Consider the following 20,643-nt stretch of genomic DNA (forward strand, 5'->3'; position numbering starts at 1 on the left):
TGCGCGTGCGCTGACAGCGAGCAAAGCAGTAAAACAAGCGCCGCACCAATGAATGACGTCCTCGTCATGTGCCATCCCCCGGAATCCACCTTACGCTTCGATACCCGAACGCCACCGGCCTCTGAAGAATGTCTACGGTCGAGATCACCGACGAGTTGCCAAACTGCAAGGACGTCGTCACCCCCGGTGAAGTGGATGCCGGCTTCGTCATCTCGCCCGTAACCGCACCTTCAGTCTTGCCGGATGCAACCATGGCGCCTGCCGGAGCGCTGTTCTCTTCCGGCCTCGCGGGCGGCGGTGCGACCGGCAGCATCACAGCACCAGCCGCCGCTGACGCACTTCCCTTCCCGGCTCTTCTGATGGTGGTGTGCATTGAGCGCGTCAGAAACACACGTGAGACCATCGCGATTTCCACGGAATAGCGAGGCCGCTTCTTTTTCGTCCCCGGATCCTCGACCTGGTCGAAGATCTTGCTCCCGACCACGATCGACATTTGCTTGCGGGCCTCCGCATCCGTGCACTGCAGTTTCATCACCGGATCCGTGCAAAATTTGATCAGCTCGGCCTCGGCGACGAGGCCTGGCAGGCCATAGGATTCGGCGGCCGAAATCCTGACTTCTGTCGTGATGTCGGAAGTTGCGGAGCCGCCGAATGCTCCGCCAAACCAGCGGGTCGAGTTCGCGCCTATATTGGCCGCCCGGGTATTTGCGATCGTGAATCCGGGAAAAAGAACGAGCGGCAGGTCGCCCCGGGTGGTCTGCGTTCCGAAAATCGAGTTTTCGGAAGAAGTGAATTTCCAGGGCTTTCCATCTCCTGGCGGATCTGGAGTCTCCGGAAATTTGTACATTTCGGCATAGGTTTGCTTAAGCGGCGCGGACAGATCAAGGTGCCACAGTTTGAGCGCCTTGACAGCGATCGGCTCCTTTCCCAGGTCATTCAGGGCATCGTCGGTGATCAGGACGAACACGTCCCCCACGGCGATGTCTTCCTGAGGAGGATAGACCGGCTCGATACCAAGACGTGCGATCGCTTCGTTCCATTGCTGTGCGACGGACATCTCTGCCGGGGCAGGCTCGACCCATCTGAAAGACAAATAGCCCGCGGTGCCAAGGGCCCCCAGCGCGACCACTCCGATCGCTATTCGCTTCAGCCACGGACGCCCGTTCGCCAGGGACGGCCTACCGTCTGCGATACTCATCCGTCAAATCCTCCACATCGGAGCGGGCAGCATGTCCGATGCCGGAGAGTTTCTGAACCAGGGAGATCACCGGGGGAGCGTTCACCTGCACCTTTGCGCCTTGGCCGCCAACACTGCGACATGGTCGATAAGGAACCGCTCGGAATTTTTCAGCATGTGGAGAAGACGGCGGGCGCATGCAGACAGGCGGCAAAAAAGGCGACTTCGTCAAGGCCAATTGGTCGACATTCAGCTCTGACTCGGGTTGGCCGGCCGACGTTGAAAGACTTTTCTGAATGACTTTTCATTCCGAGGTGTCCCGACCGTTGCCCTCAAGGATTTCGAGGACTTTTTTGACGGCCAGATCCTGTTCAACGTGAGCCTGGGCAAGGGTGGCAGCCTGTCAGGCGGGGCCTTCCGGAAGACCTTCCAGAGTCCCCGGTCAGCGGCCGCGGATCCCGAAACGTATCTGAACGAGCCCCTCAGACGACGGGAATTCGCAAAGCGCCTCAAAATCCGGGCGATCGACCGCAGACCGACACAAGAGGTCAGAATCGCCTACCGCAGATACAAATTCGAAGTTGTTAACGTGATTTCGTCCACCGATCGGGATTCGCCTTGGTGCATCCTACCGATGCTGGGGGGCGGTTCAGGACGGCTTGTTGGCGCGCGTTTCAATGTCGGCACAGCGCTGCATCAACTCATCGAACTTGTCTGGTGTGTCGAGCAAAAGCCCGTCGTCCACCATGTGCTTGAAATCTTGCTCCAGGACGTCTCGCGTCTCTCCCTCAGGGACGAGCTTCAATGCACTACCGACAGCAGCGCGATAGTCGATGACCGAGCCTGCAGCATCCTTTTCCGAGAAAAACCCAGGATTTGTGCTCCGCGACAACCCAGCAAGCTTCCGGTCTTTCAGTGCCTTCTCTGCAATTCCGGCATTGTCCAATCGAACAAGATCGTACCAGTGGCGAGCAAAACGCTCGCCTTTTAATTTGCCTTGAACGCAAAAGACATGGATCGCGGTAGCCTTTTCCCAGAAGGTACGCTCCGCTTTCATGGTCTTCGGCTTGGCCGTGGGAAATTCGAGCGTCTCGAGATATTGGGCGGCGTCGCAAACGACCTCGTGTATCTCGCTCGGCTCGCCCGTGGATCGTGCGCCGAATTCGAGCATCACCGCAGGACTTACATAACCGCTGCCGGTCTCCAAAGGATCGTATGTGACGAAGATCTTGTCGTCCTTGGCTTCAGCCTTTGCGTTAAGCTTGTCATCCTTCAGGCGCTGGTTAATGACGGGCAGCGCCTGGTCTCGAACCCAGACGGGAAGACGCTCTCGCGCCTGCGTGCTCCATTTCTTGCCCTGACTGCGATTCTGAGGGACAGGATTGTCGTCGTTCGTATTCACGAGATCCGGAGCTATTGTCCGGATATCGTAGGTCAGATCGACATCTTCCGAAAAACGGCGGATGGCACCGTAGGCCTTCGAGAGCGACGTTCCGCCCTTGAAGACGAGATGCTCGCCCAGCGCCGAGGAGAAAAGCGCGTTCAAACACCAGACGACCCAGACGTCCTTCTCGAGCAGATGGGCTGGCCGTCCGGAGTTTGAGGCAGCAACACCGAGCGCCTCTCGACGCTCGGCGTCCGTTAGATTTAAGAACTTATCCGACACGCAGTTCGCTTACCGGTCTGGCAAGCCAAGTCGGCAATGAAGAGGCGGCGGACTTCAGCTCGCTCACTTCAGTCGGAGTGAGTTTCTGACTGACGGACCGCAGCGCTTGTCGTGCCGTCTTTGGACCAACCCAGGCAAGCGCGCGCACCACCTCGCCTGCTCGACGGTTTGCAAGGGTGAGCTGCCAACCAGGTGCATGCTTGAGCTCCACGATTTGCTTGCCGAGGTGAAGCTCGCGAGACGGACCGGACGTCAGGTAAACTTGGCGAACAGGTACCTGCGTTGTCAAACCAAGACGGTTGGCCGCCGCAGCTCCGCTGGACACGATAGTCTCACCGCTACGGACCCTGGTTTCCTCGACGACCTTCTCAACCGACGGAGCTCTGACTCCGAAACGGCTTTCGACCGGACGCAAATATACCCCTCGTCTCGCGCGCAGGAGTTTTCCTCGCTCGGTAAGACGCGACAGAGCCTGATCGACGGCAGCCCGCTTTCCAAGATGCAAAAGTGCCCTGGCAGCAATCGGCGCGCCTTCCGGCAGCTCTTTGGTGAATTCCAGAATCCGGGTGCTCAGGGTGGTCATGACACATACTCCATGTCAGAAACATAGGCGAGCTTCTGACACTCCACAGGCGCCGAGTTTCAAAAAATTTTCGGTACTAAATCAATAGCTTACCACAACAAGACCGATTCGGCCCCTACTTGGAGCGGCAAATGGACCTCTCCCCCCGGGAAGCGACCTATGCCAATCCGCCCGATGGTTCCCGCCTTGGAGTTGGGCGGGCGGCTCCCTTCGCTTCAGATATTGTGGGAACTATCGACCTTCAACGAAGGCAGCCCGTCTCCCACCAACGAAGATCTCCAGATCCCGGGAAAACAAGCATACGAGATCGACACCGGCACTCAGCGACAACGAAATTGCGCTGTTGTAAGCGGCGCCTCTGTTTGCCTCTGCGGCATCGGCGACGCCTGTCGCAACAATACGGTAAGACCAACCTACGCACTTATAGGGGCTGAACTTCCTTGATCGGCCGAACGCAATCGCTCCATCGTGGGCGCTCTCGTTATCCACCATCGCTTGCCGAACTTGGCTGCCGAAATCTTCGCCAAAGACAAAGCCTCCACTTGGCATCGGAGCGCGAAGCATCGAAACACAGTCCGGCGGCTCATCGCTTCCGGTGAAGAACACGACCAGCAAAGGGTAGCGAGGAAGGCCTTCAGAATGTACTTTCCGAAGCAACGCTTCGGTATTCATTTCCTCAGACATTTGCTTGGAACATGCCTTCAGGCTTTTCGATCTCAGTCATCATCATCGTTGCGGCCGCGGTCTGGGCGATTTCACTGCTGTACTTCGGAGTAGACCTATCCTGGGACTACGCCAAGCCATTTTCCGTCACGGTCGCGGTCGTCACCGCCCTCTTGACGGCCTTCGACCGGGTATTGTGGCGATACTGGCCGTTTCGGCTTTTTCACAAGACGCCCGACCTCTCCGGCCAATGGGCCGCCGAATTATTGTCATCCTACGTCGAGCAAGGAGGTCGAGAGAACAAGACGATCACTGGCACTGCCACGATCACGCAAACCTACTCATCGTTATCTGTTCGTTTGGTGACGGGCGAAGAGCCGAACACGAACAGATCCTTTCAGCTTGCGGGACGGCTGATCCGCCACGATGACGGTGTCTATGAAGTGATTGGCGTTTACCAGAGCGATCCCGACATTCTCGCTCGCGGCACGCAAACCGAAATCCACTACGGTGCATTTCGCTACCGCGTCATCGGTACGCCCCCGAACAAGATGAGCGGTCACTACTGGACCGATCGCAATACCAGAGGATCGATCCAACTCAAGAAACGCCTGTGAGAGCCGATCCCATAAACTTAGTCCCGGTTGAGGTTACGCCGGGAAACTCGGGCGGATCTGGCACGTGCGTCAGGAATTCTTGAAGTCGAGGATCGGCGGAAACTTTCTGGAAGCTGCCTTCGGCCAAGCCAAGTAACGTGCCTTGCGCGTTCGCGTCTGCGACGTCCAGCGCCAGATCTGCCTGCTGCTCTTCCGATTGAGTGGCATCGATACGCAGATAACGGTCGCCCAGTTGATGACGGAGCATGTAATCGACGAGTTGCTGCTGCGAAGATACGATCGTTCGCAAGAGCCGGCCTCGCATCATCCATTTCGCACTCCCGAGATCTCGACCAAGGGACCGCTTGAGTGAAAATCCGGTCGACGTGGTGCCGATGCTGAGGATCGAGACCTGACATACGTCCTGCTTCAGAAAGTGCGTCGCCTCGTGAAGCGCGCATTGGTCGGGCGCATTGGCAACGAGACCACCATCTGCGTAATGCGCGTGGCTCACCTCGGCCAGCGGAAAGTAGGTCGGGGCCGCACTCGTGGCCATCACCACGTCCACCAGCCGCCGCTTAGGGTCCAGCGTGAAATCCGGATGATGTCCCGTCTTGAACATCTGGACACTCCCCTTCGTCATATTGACCGCGGGGATGATCAAGCGATGTCTACAGTGAGCCAACGCGGTTTGGTCGCCAATGATCTCGGAGATAACACTTCGCAAGGCTTGGCCATCGTATTTTGCACCAAATAGCGACCGCCCCGCATCGATCCAGCCGAACTTTGGCCGCGGCCGCCCCGAAAAGATCTCCCGCCCCCGTTCGATGAAGAGGTCTCGCATCCGGGCAGCCGGCACGTCCAGAGATACACCGGCGGCAAGGATGCCACCGACCGAAGTGCCCGCGATCAGGTCGAAACAGCTTCCAATGGGTCTGCCAGCCCTGTCCTCCAGGCGAGCAAGGATCTCGCAAGCATACAGCCCCAGATAACCGCCCCCGCTCAGGGCAAGTATCTGAAACGGCTTCTTTTTTGTGGATTCTGTTGCCAATTCGCTCTCCAAAGCCCCCAAAGGCGCTATTCGGTGCTGTCCGTATTTAAGCCCCCGTGTCCTAAGTTGATTTTCGGAGTTGTCCTAATTCGGATTAAGCGAACGGAAACCGTAGCTTGGCCGATGTTGAGTCGCCCATCGGATGTTCTGCCCATAGCAATACTTATGGTCCGCCAAGTGTTCTCCCTCTACAGAGGAGAAGTGTTACCGGGGTTCTCCGTGGGTGAACGGAGCCTATCTAGAAAGATACCTGAACTCGCGGAACCAATTTAGCAAAGCTGAGTTTTGTTCACCCCCAAGCAAATTAGAGTTGGAGTAAATTTCTATGGGAAGTCTGAAACACGCTGACCAAGCGGCTCAGGAACAGAAGGCCATGTCCTGGTATAAAATGGCCCGGCGCAAGAATATCGTATGTGACCGCTGCGGCGGAATTCCGGATTATCAGGAAGGCCTATCGATCCGTGGGTATTGCATTGAATGCGAGTACCGCCTAGCGAAGCTAGAGAGGGACTGAAGGTTGTGGGAGCCTCCTTTCGTGCAGGTTCCTGCACACCGAGGTGACGGGGCTCCATTGACAAAGCTGCCTTATTGGCAACATTCCGGGAACTAGTCAGGATTGCCACAGATCACTTAAAGTTGCCCGTTTTTCTTACAAAAAACTATGGAACTACAATAAGTTAGTTGAGTTGACCCTAGCCACTTGGGTGGGTCTGAACTTCAGATATAAGTTGACAATTTGGAGGGAAGAATTATCTTCTGGCTCTGAAACGAGGGCGTCGGATAACTAGTTACCCGAGATCGTTTCACAGAAAGGGCTGTCCTACGGGGCGGCCTTTTTTGTTGGCTTATTGGCGTCTCCCTTCGGCATGACGGAATACAGTTCCGCGCGGGGTTTCTTGGCGGTCATCTCGAAAACCGCGCGATCATTCACCTGGTTTCCGTAGCCATCATCCCGAGCGTTCGGGTTCTGCGTGTATGAAACGAAAGTGTCGATATGCGCTAGCGCCTCCTCGCTCAGGGCGCTTAGGATTTGCCGCACGATGTCGTCTATGCCGTAGCCGTCTTTCGAGCGACTGGCGAACAAGTGGCGCCCGATAAATAATATCTCGTTCTGCTCTAAAAGATGCAGCTCGAGCGCAGCGCGTCCTGCGTTGATCGCAGCAAACTGGACGTCCGTGAAGCATCCAATAACCACCATCGGCACCTTGTCGCCATTTGCTAGGCGCTCAAGGTGCTGTCGGATAACGGCCTCCATCCCTTCGAAAAGCGGCAAAATTCCCCCAGTCAAAATAAAATCTATGCGCAACCTGTAATCGCGGCAATATCTACCATGCATAGGAAAAGAAACGGCCCCAGCGAGGAGACCAAGCCGGGGCCGCGTATTTGGTGCGGATGAAGGGATTCGAACCCTCACGGCTTTTGGGCCACCGTCTTGGAAAGGGTCTCTGAAGAGGCCCTTTGGCAAGACGGCGCGTCTACCAGTTTCACCACATCCGCGTTCAATGAAACTAGCACGGGATGGCGCTTCGATCCATTTCTAGAAGCGAGAAAAACAAGTGTCCTAACTCCCCTCCGCGAGTGTCCTAACTAGGACAGCACCCGCTATTCTATAGTGGGAGCCATCGATTCGTGCCGCTGGATGCAAGCCGTCCCCGACGCCCGGATCGCCGAACCGTCGGTGGCGAGCGACCTGCAAACAGAAAGGTACCAGAGTGGCAAACGTCGATAAGCTGCTTCACGGCGCCCAGGGGGGCGTCGACCTCCTCGCCAAACTCGAACTGCTTGCTGACGAACAGGGCAAGCTACAGAAGGCCAAGCGAAAGATCCGCGACCATCTGAGGGCGGTGATCGCGACCGAGACGAAGCGTCAGTTCGGAAAACAGATCATCCCGCGCTTCTTCACCCAGGGCAGCGAGGCTTACAAACTGCTCAACCGGCGGGCATGGATGCCGCCGCAGCAGATCGATGTGGACGACGGCCTCTATCTGCCGATGACGTTCGTCAAGGGCAATGGTCCTGCCGAAGCAGCGACCCTTTATTTCGCCATTGTCGATGCCGCGCTGAAGGTGCTGATCGGGCGCGAGAAGTGGAAAGGCTTCGAGGAGAAGGACACCTGTGCGCGAGTCATCATCGACGATTGCCTCCATGTTGACGTTCCCTTGTACGCCATTCCCGATGACCAGTTTGGCAGGCTGACCAAGGCCGCAATGGACCGGGCGATTGCCGATTCTGAAGACAACATCGACTTCATGAGTTCGCGGAAGATGCGGATCGAGAGCTGGGATCAGGTCGATTCCGACAAGGTCCTGCTCGCGCACCGCAAGGAGAACTGGAAGCCGTCCGATCCGCGAAAGATTCACGACTGGTTTCTCAATGCCATCGACTTCTATGGCGAACTCTTGCGGCGCGAATGCCGCTATCTGAAGGCCTGGCGCGATCATCACAAGCTTGATCATGTCTCATCGATCATCCTGATGGCCTGCGCCTTCTACGCCTTCGAGGACGTTGGCCATCTGAGCGTCCCTCGCCGCGATGATCTCGCGCTCCTCGAGGTCACTTCGCGTTTGGCCAACATGTTCGCTGGTGAAATTCTCAATCCAGCCGACCCCGCCGAAATCCTCGGATCAACGTGGACCCGAGAGCAACGCCATCAGGCCATCAATGCCGCCAACGCGATGCACGAGGAGTTAAATGACGCGATCAACCATTGCTACGTGCCCGAAGTCGCAGTGGACCATCTGAAGGCCATCTTCGGCGAGCGAATTCCCAATCGTCCTGATCTCGTCAAGGCTCACGCCGCTGCGGCTGCGGCAGTCGTAGCTGCACCGGCCGTCATTTCGCCGGCGCCGGCTGTGGGACGGTCGACCAGTGGATGAGCAGGACGGCCTCCGGGCAATCGATGCCGCGCTGAGACAGGAGGGCTTCAGGAAGGATTGGAGCCAGAGCGCACATCCATACTACGTCGGCCGCATCGATCGCCATGGTCTGGAGGCCGAGGTGTCGATCGAGGTGCCTGACCTTGACTTCGTCGATCCGCCGGTCATCAAACTGCTCTCGCGCGGTAAAGCGGAAGGTAAGCGAACGCCGCATTTGCTTGGGCCAGACAACATGGTCTGCTATGTCGCAAGAAACGCCATGGTGTTCGATCGGTACAACCCCGGGGGAACCGTTCTGCAATGCCTGAAGCTTGCGGAGAAGGTTTTGGGCGATGGGCTTCGTGGCCGTTCCGATCTCGACTACGTCGACGAATTCAGCCAGTACTGGGCTGCCGGCCCGTTAATCTTGGTGGATTTGCCGGAGGGTTTTCGAGGCGAGGGTGAGATATTCTTTGTCGGGCTGTCACGGACGGCCAACGAAAAGCTTGTGCTCGCGCCGAAGGGCGGCCTCGCCCCTTCCCTCAAGGCACTGCATGCGGCTAACCGCGGCATCAAGGCTACTCCGGAAACTGTACCGTGCCGGATCGTGCGGGTAGATCTCGATCTGGGCGCAGATGGGGGCGGAGCCCTGCCCCGCAATCTGCGAGCCCTTGCCGCATTCCTCGACCGGATTGGCGTAGCAAACGAATTGGAAGCCGCGCTGGGGCTGGGCACCGGTTTGACGCGTTGGATCGCAATCTGCGCACCCAATGCCGTCTGTCTCGCCGAGATCCAGATCCCCAAACGCTTTGATCGCCCCGAATTCATGAAATCCCGGAAGTCGGCTCTGCCCAGGATCCTGCTCGACCACCCCGAAGATGTGGCGGTCGAACGCCATCTGGGATCTCCGATCGATGAACGTTTCCTCTACCAGCGCAATCTTGGGGCTGTGCCGAGCCTCGCCGGAAAGAACATTGTCCTGATCGGTTGCGGGACCATCGGTGGCTTTCTCGCCTACAATCTCGCGCAAAGCGGCGCCGGATCGCTGGGAGGATGTCTCACGCTGATTGACTCCGACAGAATGTCGCCGGCCAATCTCGGGCGACATATTCTCGGAATCTCGTTTCTGGGCCAGAACAAGGCCGACGGTTGTGCCGAGTACATTCACGGACAGCTTCCGCACCTTGCAATCGAAAGCCGCCCTCTGGACGCGACATCGATCCTCAAGTCATTGTCGGGCGACCTGATCATCGACGCCACGGGTGAAGAACCGTTCTCGATTGCTTTGAACCATCATGCTGTGTTGCAACGACCGAACTTTCCGCCGGTTCTTCACGCCTGGATCGTCGGCAACGGCGGTGCAGCTCAGGTTTTGCTGTGCGACGGATCGGAACACGGGTGCTTCAAATGCCAAAAACCCAAACTTGCCGGCGAGCCGCGCCACCGCGTCATGCGTCCAGACGCCGATAACGAGCTACGACGCAATCCGGCCTGCGGAGACGGGCTCTATGCGCCGTTCCCGGTGTCGGCGTCGATGTCGGCGGCGGCCTTGGCGCTCGATCTCGTCCTCGCATGGAATAGCGGCGATCCAAGGCATCGCTACCGGACCCGTGTGCTCGATCCGGATCGCAGCTTCCAGATCAAGGACATGAACCTCACACCGGCTCCAGAGTGCCCGGCTTGCCAGACGCGGGCTCAATGATCTTCCGCGCTGGCCTACGGCTCGTCGCCGTTCAAAGGCAGGTGACGATGAGGATCGATAGCTACCTGCGCATTCCCGAGCGCGCGACAGAGGCTGGAGGGATTCTGATTGGCTGCTACAGGGGTCCCCATATCGAGATCACCGAGTGTTCGGAGCCTCTGCGGCGCGACCGCCGCGCGCGACTACGCTTTGATCGAGACGATCCAGGACATCAAGGTCTTGCCAGCAGACGATGGAGCGAGAGCGGACGCACTCACACGTTCGTTGGCGAGTGGCATACGCATCCGGGATTCTCGTCGACGCCATCCACGATCGATCTGAAGACGTGGCGAGAGATCACGCGGCACAATATCGCCGGAAGCTCTGTGTTCCTCATCAGAGGCGACGATGGCTGGTGGGCGGCCCTTGGCACGGCCCGGAGCTTGACACAGATGTCGCTCGTTCCACCCGACGACGAATGACTGCCGCCGCAGTCCTGATTGTATAGTGAGAAGCCTCGACGTGGTCACTGGCGCAACAGGGGCGCAACCAATTTTGGCACGCGTTCCACAGGTGCAGGCGTTGGCGCTTCCAAGGATTCGAACGACGCTCACGGGCCGTTCGCAGAACAGGACTCACTAACGCAGACGCAGGATTCGCGCTCAGTTGTCCGGGCGCTGTATGAAAACCAGGAAAGACGCCAAAAACTCACCCGCCGAAAGCCGGCAAGAAATTGTTTTTGAACTAGAAATTTGCTGGAGCATTCAGCTTGAAAGGTCTCGGCAGCTGAATACCGTCGACGTTCATTCGGACAATCTACCCCCAAAAGCAACCATTGAACCGCAACGACAATTTCACTGTGTCCGAAGGGGCCCCGAGCACCGATCCTCGACGCACGGCGGCCCTTGGAGACTAGCCAGTTTGCGCCAGACGCCCTTGGCAAACGCATCTGCCCAAAGCGCGGGCTTTCGTATCTAATTGTCTCATGGCAACGAATCGCAATGCTGGATGGGTAATCGATATCGAGTTTGTGTTCACCGAATGCATGCGGATCCAAAACGCAATCTCGGCTGCAGTCAAAGATGATCCGTCCGGTTTGCAGGACCTTGCGAAACAGGACATGTGGGGCGACCTCCCTCACCCGAATGGTAAGGGAACGCTGAGGTGCGGGCACGCGGCTGACCATCGGATCTGGCGCCTCGCAGAACAGGCCGTGAAGTACAGCGATGCTGCAGGCACCATCGAAATCGCGCCGGTGCACAAGTCGCTCGGTAAGATCCTGGTCCAGCGCTTTCTGACCGAGCGCCGGCCGATCGATGAACAGCAGGCGGAACGGGCTCTCTCGTCGGCAGTCAAGGAAGCCAAAAAAGCCCGGATGAACCGAACACATTATTTCCCCTGTCGACTGATGCACAGTAAGGAACCGCCAAGCTTCGCTATCGGGCCAGTTACGTTCTACACGCCCGAACGCTTCAACGAACTGATGGCTCCGCATTACGAAACTTACTTACAGCGTGGTGGTGAGGATTGGAAAAAGGAGTCGGACGAACGACTGCTTGCCAGCGCGAAGCATTATTATGACGGCTTCACCTGGGTTGGCGAGGTCAACATACTAAATTGCGACGACGGCACCTCGTTCGATCGCGCCAGAATGGCGGTGACTGGAGCGGTCAACATCGTGCATATTCTCTTCGGGGCGTATCACACGCGCCGAATGGATATCGGTGGCCCGCGGCTCCAAACAGACCGCCGGGCGCATATGTCACTCGATCCGAAACACCGTCTGTATATCTCATGCTCCAGCGCCGCGACTTCGGCAGTGGGTTTCGAGGACGATTGGGGCAAGTTTCTCGAAGGCGAAGATATTGCGGTGCTACTTCGCGCCGCCAACAAAGCACTGGAAACGGTTGTCAACCCGACGATCAAGCGGACGCTGGGATCACGCTTGTTGGACTCCGCCGCATGGTTCGGCGATGCCGTTCGCGAGGAATCCTCTGCCGCACAAATCATCAAAGCGGTAACCGCGCTCGAACGGTTGGTGCTAACCTCAGAGCATGAGGACATCAAAAAGACGGTCAGCCAGCGCAGTGCGGCGATCCGGTATGACCCAACCGGCACCAAGTCGTTTGAAGAGCTGGAAAGGGACCTTGCGGAAGCTTACGTGATGCGGTCTCGCCTCGCTCATGGCTCTCTATCGCCTTTCGATCCGGAAGTAAGAACCTTCGCGCCGGTCTGCCTGGAACGGATCGAACAGGTAATCTGTTGCGGATTGGGTTTGTTTGAATCGTACGGGCTCTTCGACCGTGAACTGACGAACAGGCAAATGGCCGACGGGTTTGACGGTCTGGTCTCATTTGCACAGAAGCGTGACGCCGCGTCCGAGGATGATCCCGCCTGAAACGTTGCACCGCATTTGTCGCAGCTGGAACGCAATCGGCCCGCGACAGGTGGCGCGGGCCGATCTTTCGGAGCCAGAGTGAAGGAAGGGGTCACATCATCATCACCGAACCAACCGATCGCGAGAGGATCGATCGGCACGCATGTGGATCGCATCGCCTCGATTGCAACTTGTAACAACTGCATTGCACGATCGCAGCGACCATCTGCAGAAGCATTCTTGCGGCGGCCTGCTCAACGTCGCGAGAATAGCGGCGCGTTGAGATCCTGCTTCCCCGCAGAACGCCGGTCAGATCCTTTGACCTGCCGCCCCGATACCATGGGGAAGAACGTGTTGACGTACGCCAAATGCGGCCTTTTTCGCTAAAACCTTGCCGTGTAGAATGCGCACAACCACTTCGAGGATCCGTGATGTCAGCAGAAGGTATCAACATCTTCCCTTCTATCGTTTCCGGTGTGTTTGGCTTCGTCGGAGTATTAGTGGGCCTCGGATGGAACGCTCATCTAACGACCAGAACAGAACGGCGCTTGCGCGAGAACACTCGGATCGTGCTGCGCACCTCGTTAAAGGCTGAGCTCACCAGCCTGGCGAGCTTGATGAGATCAGAGATCGAATATGTTAAGCACAACGATTTCACCTGGATTCCTTTGGTCGAGAGCTTCAAAGTCTACATTGCCAACATTCAGAACCTAGGTTTGCTTACACCAATCGAGGTGCAGAAAATTACAGAGGCCTACTATCAGTACCAGGAGAGTGCGGGGTACATCGCCCGGATCGCCAAAGATCAGCCCGACAAGCCGGCAATCGGCAGACATATCGAATTTGATTTCACGAAGGCTGAAGCGCGCACAAGGCAAGACGTTATAAACACGCTCACAGACATCGCGACCAAAGCCGATGAAGCGATCCAAGAGCTTGAAGCCCAACTGAGCGCCCAACATGACCACGCCGCGCATCGGTGATGATCAGCGCTGCCCCAACCGGCAGGTTATCGCTGTCGGCGTCACCGCCCAGATCACGCGTGCGATCGCACCGTCGACCAATCCGGCCAGCAACGCGCATCGCAGCTCGCAGCGATCACATAGAGACGCGCGTGCTGGATGAGGCCGACGCAGCACATGATCTTTTCTCACGCGGAACAGGCAAAGATATCTGCGGCGAACAAAACCTACGAATTGCAAAAACCCACGCAAAATCGACGCTTTTGCGACACCGACTTCATTAGCACGCAGCAGGATAATTTCGGCGTAACCAAGTTTTTCTCACGCGGAACAAGCAACGCACGAAGCGGGTAGCTGTTGGCAGGAATCCAGAACGGATTGCCCGAGCGGCCGCGCCTACACGCCGGCGCGGGCGATCGAGGGGGCACGCTACCAACCACCCCCGGCACGATCCCGGCGATCCGGCCGAGCCGCTCCAGCAGCGTCACCAGCCCGGCGCCGGCCGCGCCCCTTCCGGCGATCGGCACTCCGATTCCTCCAATACACCGGACGGATGCGATCGAGCGAGCAACCCGACGCCAAGGCGATCATTGAGGAGGCCCGGGAAATCCGGATTCCATGGCGCATCGCGTAGCCCTCTTCTTGGTCTCAGGATACCACTATCGTTCTGGTTGTTCTGGCCGACCGCGGTGTGCGGCGCAGCGATTTGCCGGGCTTCTTCTCACAGAATTCGGCCAAGCCCCACAGCCGCAAGCGGAAAATTCGTGCTATTCACGCGCCGGTAAGGGGGCGCCATGGCCGATAATAGACGCATTGTTCTGCTTAATCGCTTGATCAGCCGATCCATTTCACACGCACCGAGAGAACACAAGCCACCGCTCGTTTCGGGGCGCGACCTGTTCGACGTCGTCCAGAAACGTCAGCGGAAAGGCTTTGCCGTCGAGTACCTGGGTGCTGACGACGACAGCGACGACACGGCGCGCCTCAAAAAGGGCGAAGGGCACGACTGCTTTCGGTTGAGCCAACTCCGTGTCGATAACGATGGGAGCTCACGTTTCATTGTGATGCTGTTCGAGTTTATCGACGACTCTCAGGGCAGTTTCGCTGTCGTCGACCTCGAAACGTTTGCCGGCCGTGAGATTTCCGGCAAGGCACTGGAGCGCGGCGCGAGCAGCGCACATGTCGTTGTGCGTCTCCCCAATGGGGCCGAGTTCGACGATGGAAACTATCGCTGCGCTTTGGAGAACGTGCAGCCGATCACGCGGAAGGCTGTCGAACGGTTTCTCAATAGACAGATTCGGCGCGATGGGTCACAGGTGTACTCAGTCACTTCGATCGATAAGAAGACCAAGCGGTCCGTTTCAAAGGACTATAGCTATCACGGTAGGTTCGATCTGGTCAGCGATCTCGGTCGGAGCCTCACGCAGGGAGCGGGCGAGAAGATCCTATCTCAGGTGGTTTTCACTCGCCGGCAAGAGAGGGTCGCGATTGGACAGCCGACCGCTGTTAACCACGAGGAGGTTATCGCCGATATGGAGGTTCGGATTTCTGGCAAACAAGCGCCGGCCGAACCTGAAGAGCGGCTCGGGTGGATCAGCAGGCTGCGCAAGAAGTGGGAAGATCAAGGCTACCAGACGAAGCTCTATTTCCGGACCGTTGGTGGCGGAGTAATGGGCGGAGACATACATAGGGATGTCGAGAGTGCGACGGATCTGATGCTTTGCCCAAAGGAATACGTTACACTGTCGAGGCCACCGAAGCGTTGGACGGAGCGGTTCAACCCAGAAATGGTGAACAAGCTCAAGGATATCCTCCGGAAGGAAGAGCTATGGCAGCGCCCTGGGTAGGTCTGCGAGATGTGACGCAGCGTCGCGGCAGCAGGCTACGCCTGCTTGCCCCGTTGCGCTATCTCTCGATCCACCACCCTGAGAAAGCAACGTACGACATCATCGTGCCATTGGGCATGACTGCGATCGGCTGTCTGGTGTACTTCGCTGTGCAACCTCATCCGGCGATTTTCGGTGAAGCAGGTATTCTCAAATTCACCCGCGACCTGCTCATTATGGCTGTGCCCTTCATGGTGGGAGCGCTTGCGGCTGTGGCCATGGGATCGCCCGGGACGCATATCGACAAGCGGCCGGCGGGCGCCGATTTGCTGCTAGACGGAGAGGTGCTGACGCTCCGGCAATTCGTTTGTTATCTGCTCGGCTACCTGAGCTTCGTGAGCCTCGTGGTTCTACTTCTCTCGATTACCGCGACGGTATTGCACGATCCCACGATGCTGTGGCTTTCGAAGCATCCTGCTCTCCTCGAACCCGTCAGGGTCGGTGGCGTTGTTGTGCTTTGCTTTCTATTGAGCAGTCTGACGGTGACGGTCTTGTGGTCGCTTTACTTCCTCACCGATATCGTCAACCGCAAGCTCTGACGTCGCGAAGAAATTTTGGCGCGACCAGGCAATCAGAAGCGGTAGCGCGGAAGCATTAAGGCCATCTCGTCGCGCAGGTTGAGGTATTCCGCCCGGCTCTTGCCGGGCATCTTCTGCGCGAGACTATCGGCGCAGCGGTGCACCGCCTGAGACCGCGGGACGGTGGCACTGCCGTTGTTCATCGCTGCGTAGTCCGCCATCATCGCGTTACAGGCGGGACGCGTTGTGTAGAAGCTGGCGCGATCGAGGTTGCACCGCACGGTGTCGTCAGCGTGTGCAGCCGGCGCGGACAGAAGCATAACGGTATGGAACATCCGTTCCGCGCGTGGCTACTCGCCTACTGCTTGCGAGAGTTCGATCTTGTGGCCTTCGGGGTCGCGCAGTATGCAGCGCCGCCCCCCAACCGGATCCTTGCGGTCCGACAACAACCGGGCACTTGGCCCAAGGCGCTCAAGTATCTCCGATATCGACTGTACGCAAAAGCCAAGCCTGACGCCGCGCGAAGCTGGTTCGTCGCCGCGGCGCGGGTAGATCTCGAATACAGCGCCGCTCCCGGTGCTGGCGAGGTGCTCGCATCCGTTACCGTGTCGCTCTGTTTCGAAATGCATGCCGAGACCTTCGTAGAAGGCGGCGAGATTCGCCGGATCTTCAGAGCGAAGGACCACCAGATTGATCGTGGGGGAATTCATCAGACGCTCGCCTTCAGGCCGGTCAATTCCAGTTTTGCTTCCATGTCCTCGAAGACGACGCTCATTTCCAGCCGACCGCCCATGGCATGGATGTGTCGCGCGAGCGTCTCGATCTGGACGTTCCCGCGCCTTTCGATGCGTTGAACCGAGGGCTGCTTGATGTCCAGCGCGTTCGCGACGTCCACCTGCGTCAGACCGGACAGGACGCGCATCTCGACCAACGTCAGGTGCTTGAGCACGCCATTTCTGAAGAAGGACTCCCGAAGCTGTCCGATCCTTCTGGCGGCCTTGCCGGCGTTCCGGAAGACCTCGTCGGGTCGCTGACCGAAAGCTCCGGCGGTCACGTAGATGCCGAAACCGAAGTTCGGCCGGTACGATACCTCGGTGTGGAAGTCGCCATCCGAAATGTCGATAAAGGACTCTCCTCCGTCCGACTCGGCTTCGTCCACGTCGATTTTTGCGTCAGGAGCAAGTTCCCGAAGGGCCCTGACGAAAGCTTCTATCGATTGAGCGTTCATTCCAGTCTCACCGTTCGTCCGTCCTTGCCGGGCTTGTCCAGGCAACAGCGCTGACCACCGCTTTTGCCGGAAAGCTCCTCGATGCGGATCGCGCCGTTCAAGCCGATCCACGTATTGTGGCCCTTCGAACGGTAGCGGACCAGATCCGGCCGTCCCGGGACCTTTCTCCGGCTGTCCTGCCGGGGAGGATACAACCGGCCATTATCGAGATAGTTGTCCGGGTCATCCGGAACTCCGGACAATTCGTCCTCGACGGCCGTCAAGGTACGTCGCAGCAGTTCGAAAGCCTCGTCGTGCGACGCTGCAGGGGCCGCGGACCCGAGGCGGTCCAGAAACACTGCGATCCGTTGACGACGATCGAGCATCAAATAGCGCCTTTCAATATACTCCGCAAGGTATACATACTCTTGGCGGACTCCAGTCCGACGTTGTACCGGGTTGTTCCAGAGGGTTGACACAGATCGGCAAGCGCGTCAAGAATTCTGGCACAACAAGGAACAACGATATGGCTCAACCCAGATACTCCGCCGCAAAGGCGCGCGCCCAGGGAAGGCCCGGCTGGACCGTCACCTTCCGCCATCCGCTGCGGAGCGACGCGAAGAACAAGCCGGGCCTCAAGGTTCGCAGGGGCCTTGGCACCGCGGATGCCGAAGAGGCCGATCGCCTCGTCGCCGAACTCAACGTCATACTTGCGGACACCTCATGGTGGAGCGCGCTCAGGCGCGATGAAGCCGAACGCAGATTCTCCAAAGTCATCACCGCGGCCTTCTACGACGAGATACAGGCGGGCCGTCCGGATCCCTGGGATGTTCGCGAACGTCACATCCGTTTGCGCGACGCGACGGAGGACTACAGCCGCGTCATTTTCGTGGGCACGACCGGTGCCGGCAAAACGAGCCTGCTGCGTCACGTGATCGGCTCGGATCCCGACGAGGACCGGTTTCCTTCGACCTCGACCGCGAAGACGACCGTCTCCGACATCGAAGTCGTCCTGGCGGACGGACCCTTCGCGGCGGTCGTCACGTTCTTTTCGGAATTCTGGGTGCAGGCGAATCTCGAGGACTGCATCGCGGACGCCTGCTCCGCGGCCTGGAGCATGGCATCTCCGGCAAGGGTGGCGGATCGCTTCCTGAACCACCGGGACCAGCGCTTCCGGCTGACCTATACGCTGGGTTCGTGGGACGACGGGGGGACGAAGGTTGATGACGACGACTGGGCTTTCGAGGAGGACACCGCACCCGTCGGGACGGGCGAAGGCGATATCGACGAGGAGCAGCGACGGGCGAACGCTTCCCTGCTGCGGACCTATGTGGAGCGGATCTTCGCGATCAGCCGGCGCGCGACGCAAACACTGTCGAACGAGCTGGAGGAAGACATCAGCAGGCTCGCCGGCCCGGACCTTGAGGCCGCGCAGGAGCTCTTCGAGGAGCGGATACAGGACGATGCCGACTTCGACGAATTGGTCCACGATGTTATGGACAGCCTGCGTTCGAAGTTCGACCTGCTTTCGAGGGGCGAGCTGGAATTCCATCCCTCGGGCTGGCCGGCCAGGTGGACATTCGAATGCGGGGAGCGGCGCGAGTTCATCGAGCAGATCCGTTGGTTCTCGAGCAACTACGCTCCGCAGTTTGGAAGACTGCTGACCCCGCTCGTCGACGGGATTCGAATCCTTGGCCCCCTCTTTCCGACGTTCACAGGAACCCAGCCGAAGCTCGTGCTTCTCGACGGTCAGGGACTCGGCCACACACCGGACTCCTCGGCGAGCGTAACGACGGACATCACGCGCCGTTTTGCGGGAGTCGATGTCATTCTGCTCGTCGACAACGCTCAACAACCGATGCAGGCCGCGTCCCTTTCGGTGATACGGGCCGCGGCGACCGGCGGCCATCAGCAGAAGCTGGCCATCGCCTTCACCCACTTCGATCAGGTCAAGGGGGTCAACCTGCCGGGTTTCGCCGAAAAGCGAGCTCACGTCATGGCGTCCGTCACCAACGGTCTGGCTAATCTGAAGGACGTGCTCGGCAACTCGATCATCAGGACTCTCGAGCGATCGATCGACCGACAATGTTTCATGCTGGGCGCTCTCGACCAGCCGAGCAACAAATTGCCGAAAGGGGTCAAGGGCGAACTCGAACGAATGCTCGAGACATTCAGGAAGGCAATCGAGCCCCCGCCCGCGCCGGCGGCCAATCCCGTCTATCGTCCGGACGGACTTGTCCTCGCGCTCCAGAGCGCCGCAAGGGGTTTCAGACGGCCATGGAGCGCCCGACTCGGGCTGCAACCGCACGAGACCACCTACAAGGAGCACTGGGGACGCATCAAGGCGCTGAACAAGAGGATCGCGGCCGAGATCGGCACGGAATACGACAATCTGAAACCGGTCGCCGACCTGCTCGCCAGGCTCAGTGAGGAGATATCCCGCTTCCTCGACGACCCCGCGACCTGGCATCCCCGCGCTCCGGACGAGACGGAGGCCGAAGCCGCGCTTTCATCGATCCGGCAGCAGGTCTACACGGATCTCCACCGGATCGTCGAACGCAGGCTGCTCCAGGACCATCTCGACGACTGGCGCGCGGCGTACGATCTGCGCGGCAAGAACTCCACGTTCGGGCGCGCTCAGGCAATAAATGCCATCTTCGAAGCGGGTGCGCCGATCGCGTCTACCGTGATAAATTCCGTCGCAGCCGAATTCATTCGGGAAATGCGGCGTCTCGTCTATCAGGCGATCGTAACCAATGGAGGCACACTGCAGGCCGACGATCCTGGTCCGGAGCCGCCGCGTTCTGGTGCGGCGCGGGATAGTGGGTCAATTTGATTGTGGCGGCTGATTGGGGTGGCGCACTCTCTATTTCATGGCCATAATTGGGAGTCATGAAAAGGTCGCTCCTGATCCTTCCAGTTTTCCTCTCATTGGTTGGCTGCTTCGATCCAGCAGCCGGCTGGAGAGCCGATTGCCAAAAAGAAAACCCGAATGACCAGGCAAAAGCCGATCAATGCTTCGCCAGACGCGAAGCGGAAGCCTCCCGACTTGTCTGGATATGGTGCAAGGCAGGCGGGTGCCGATGAATAACCACCCCAGGCGCCCTAGAGACCCCAACCAGCTCGCCAGGCCGATCATTGATATCGCGACTGGCGAAACGCCCGACCGCTGCGCCCGAGGAAGAGGGCAAGGACCCGGCTCCGGTGGTGCCGGGAAAGAAGGGCGGGAAGCGCGGGCGGACGCTGTGACGCCGGAGCCGGCGCCCGACTACGAATCCGGACAAGGCTCCGATTTCGATATAACCGAAGCGCCGACGCCTTGCCTGTTCGCTAACAGACGGCCACGCGATGTGGCAAGTCCGCAATACGGCCTTGCCGTCCTTGATCCGCACCTTGAAAGCGACCAGGCTTGTTGTTCTTG

General features: G+C 58.6%; 20 protein-coding genes and 1 tRNA gene. 9 read left to right on the plus strand and 12 right to left on the minus strand.

Annotation, left to right across the window (positions count from 1 at the left end; genetic code table 11):
* Positions 1–64: 64 nt before the first annotated feature.
* From QA635_RS33825 to QA635_RS33840, 4 genes are all read right to left on the minus strand, one after another.
* Positions 65–1,198 carry a hypothetical protein gene (locus QA635_RS33825; RefSeq protein ID WP_283064029.1) on the minus strand — a complete coding sequence of 378 codons (1,134 nt, stop codon included), beginning with the start codon at positions 1,196–1,198 and terminating at the stop codon, positions 65–67.
* Between the two features lie 628 nt (positions 1,199–1,826).
* Entirely contained in the window at positions 1,827–2,843 is a 1,017-nt protein-coding gene (locus QA635_RS33830) for a nucleotidyl transferase AbiEii/AbiGii toxin family protein (protein ID WP_283064030.1), read from the minus strand.
* Complete coding sequence (locus QA635_RS33835) at positions 2,833–3,426, minus strand: DUF6088 family protein (RefSeq protein WP_283064031.1); 594 nt, start codon at positions 3,424–3,426, stop codon at positions 2,833–2,835. Before QA635_RS33835 ends, QA635_RS33830 begins: the two co-directional genes overlap by 11 nt.
* 231 nt (positions 3,427–3,657) lie before the next feature.
* Positions 3,658–4,110, minus strand: coding sequence for a hypothetical protein (locus QA635_RS33840; protein ID WP_283064032.1), 453 nt, complete (start codon positions 4,108–4,110; stop codon positions 3,658–3,660).
* 11 nt (positions 4,111–4,121) lie between these two features.
* Between QA635_RS33840 and QA635_RS33845 the strand changes: the two genes are divergently transcribed.
* Positions 4,122–4,706, plus strand: a complete 585-nt coding sequence (locus tag QA635_RS33845; protein ID WP_283064033.1) for a Cap15 family cyclic dinucleotide receptor domain-containing protein — start codon at positions 4,122–4,124, stop codon at positions 4,704–4,706.
* Here the strand turns inward: QA635_RS33845 and QA635_RS33850 are convergent.
* From QA635_RS33850 to QA635_RS33860, 3 genes are all read right to left on the minus strand, one after another.
* Positions 4,690–5,736, minus strand: a complete 1,047-nt coding sequence (locus QA635_RS33850) for a CBASS cGAMP-activated phospholipase (protein WP_283064034.1) — start codon at positions 5,734–5,736, stop codon at positions 4,690–4,692. The genes QA635_RS33845 and QA635_RS33850 overlap by 17 nt on opposite strands.
* Positions 5,737–6,556: 820 nt before the next feature.
* On the minus strand, positions 6,557–7,042 hold the full coding sequence (locus tag QA635_RS33855) for a hypothetical protein (protein ID WP_283064035.1): 486 nt from the start codon (positions 7,040–7,042) through the stop codon (positions 6,557–6,559).
* A gap of 78 nt (positions 7,043–7,120) precedes the next feature.
* Positions 7,121–7,233: transfer RNA gene (locus QA635_RS33860), tRNA-OTHER, on the minus strand.
* Positions 7,234–7,448: 215 nt separating this feature from the next.
* Between QA635_RS33860 and QA635_RS33865 the strand changes: the two genes are divergently transcribed.
* From QA635_RS33865 to QA635_RS33880, 5 genes are all read left to right on the plus strand, one after another.
* Complete coding sequence (locus QA635_RS33865) at positions 7,449–8,612, plus strand: CBASS cGAMP synthase (protein ID WP_283064036.1); 1,164 nt, start codon at positions 7,449–7,451, stop codon at positions 8,610–8,612.
* On the plus strand, positions 8,605–10,293 hold the full coding sequence (locus QA635_RS33870; protein ID WP_283064037.1) for a ThiF family adenylyltransferase: 1,689 nt from the start codon (positions 8,605–8,607) through the stop codon (positions 10,291–10,293). The genes QA635_RS33865 and QA635_RS33870 overlap by 8 nt, the downstream gene beginning before the upstream one ends.
* A 47-nt stretch (positions 10,294–10,340) precedes the next feature.
* The gene (locus QA635_RS41900; protein ID WP_425249084.1) at positions 10,341–10,754 is read left to right on the plus strand and encodes a Mov34/MPN/PAD-1 family protein; all 414 of its coding nucleotides are present in this window, start codon (positions 10,341–10,343) and stop codon (positions 10,752–10,754) included.
* 503 nt (positions 10,755–11,257) lie between these two features.
* Positions 11,258–12,670, plus strand: coding sequence for a HEPN domain-containing protein (locus tag QA635_RS33875; RefSeq protein ID WP_283064038.1), 1,413 nt, complete (start codon positions 11,258–11,260; stop codon positions 12,668–12,670).
* Between the two features lie 410 nt (positions 12,671–13,080).
* Positions 13,081–13,632, plus strand: a complete 552-nt coding sequence (locus tag QA635_RS33880; RefSeq protein ID WP_283064039.1) for a hypothetical protein — start codon at positions 13,081–13,083, stop codon at positions 13,630–13,632.
* Between the two features lie 206 nt (positions 13,633–13,838).
* On the opposite strand, the gene QA635_RS33885 is transcribed toward QA635_RS33880, so the two are convergent.
* Positions 13,839–14,138: a hypothetical protein gene (locus QA635_RS33885; protein ID WP_283064040.1), complete on the minus strand. Its 300-nt coding sequence runs from the start codon at positions 14,136–14,138 to the stop codon at positions 13,839–13,841.
* Between the two features lie 267 nt (positions 14,139–14,405).
* On the opposite strand from QA635_RS33885, the gene QA635_RS33890 reads away from it, so the two are divergent.
* Together QA635_RS33890 and QA635_RS33895 are read left to right on the plus strand one after the other, a co-directional pair.
* The gene (locus tag QA635_RS33890) at positions 14,406–15,458 is read left to right on the plus strand and encodes a hypothetical protein (protein WP_283064041.1); all 1,053 of its coding nucleotides are present in this window, start codon (positions 14,406–14,408) and stop codon (positions 15,456–15,458) included.
* Positions 15,440–16,036 carry a hypothetical protein gene (locus tag QA635_RS33895; RefSeq protein WP_283064042.1) on the plus strand — a complete coding sequence of 199 codons (597 nt, stop codon included), beginning with the start codon at positions 15,440–15,442 and terminating at the stop codon, positions 16,034–16,036. The genes QA635_RS33890 and QA635_RS33895 overlap by 19 nt, the downstream gene beginning before the upstream one ends.
* A 32-nt stretch (positions 16,037–16,068) precedes the next feature.
* On the opposite strand, the gene QA635_RS33900 is transcribed toward QA635_RS33895, so the two are convergent.
* From QA635_RS33900 to QA635_RS33915, 4 genes are read right to left on the minus strand one after another with little or no spacing between them, the layout of a single operon-like run.
* Entirely contained in the window at positions 16,069–16,350 is a 282-nt protein-coding gene (locus QA635_RS33900) for a hypothetical protein (RefSeq protein WP_283064043.1), read from the minus strand.
* Between the two features lie 15 nt (positions 16,351–16,365).
* Positions 16,366–16,725: a VOC family protein gene (locus QA635_RS33905; RefSeq protein ID WP_283064044.1), complete on the minus strand. Its 360-nt coding sequence runs from the start codon at positions 16,723–16,725 to the stop codon at positions 16,366–16,368.
* A complete protein-coding gene (locus QA635_RS33910; RefSeq protein WP_283064045.1) occupies positions 16,725–17,243 on the minus strand; it encodes a helix-turn-helix domain-containing protein in 519 nt (172 codons plus the stop codon). The genes QA635_RS33905 and QA635_RS33910 overlap by 1 nt, the downstream gene beginning before the upstream one ends.
* Positions 17,240–17,608 (minus strand): hypothetical protein, encoded by a 369-nt coding sequence (locus tag QA635_RS33915; RefSeq protein WP_283064046.1) that lies wholly within the window; start codon positions 17,606–17,608, stop codon positions 17,240–17,242. Before QA635_RS33915 ends, QA635_RS33910 begins: the two co-directional genes overlap by 4 nt.
* A gap of 140 nt (positions 17,609–17,748) precedes the next feature.
* On the opposite strand from QA635_RS33915, the gene QA635_RS33920 reads away from it, so the two are divergent.
* A complete protein-coding gene (locus tag QA635_RS33920; protein WP_283064047.1) occupies positions 17,749–20,058 on the plus strand; it encodes a hypothetical protein in 2,310 nt (769 codons plus the stop codon).
* Positions 20,059–20,643: the final 585 nt, after the last annotated feature.

The organism is Bradyrhizobium brasilense (assembly GCF_029714345.1).
GTDB lineage: Bacteria > Pseudomonadota > Alphaproteobacteria > Rhizobiales > Xanthobacteraceae > Bradyrhizobium > Bradyrhizobium australafricanum.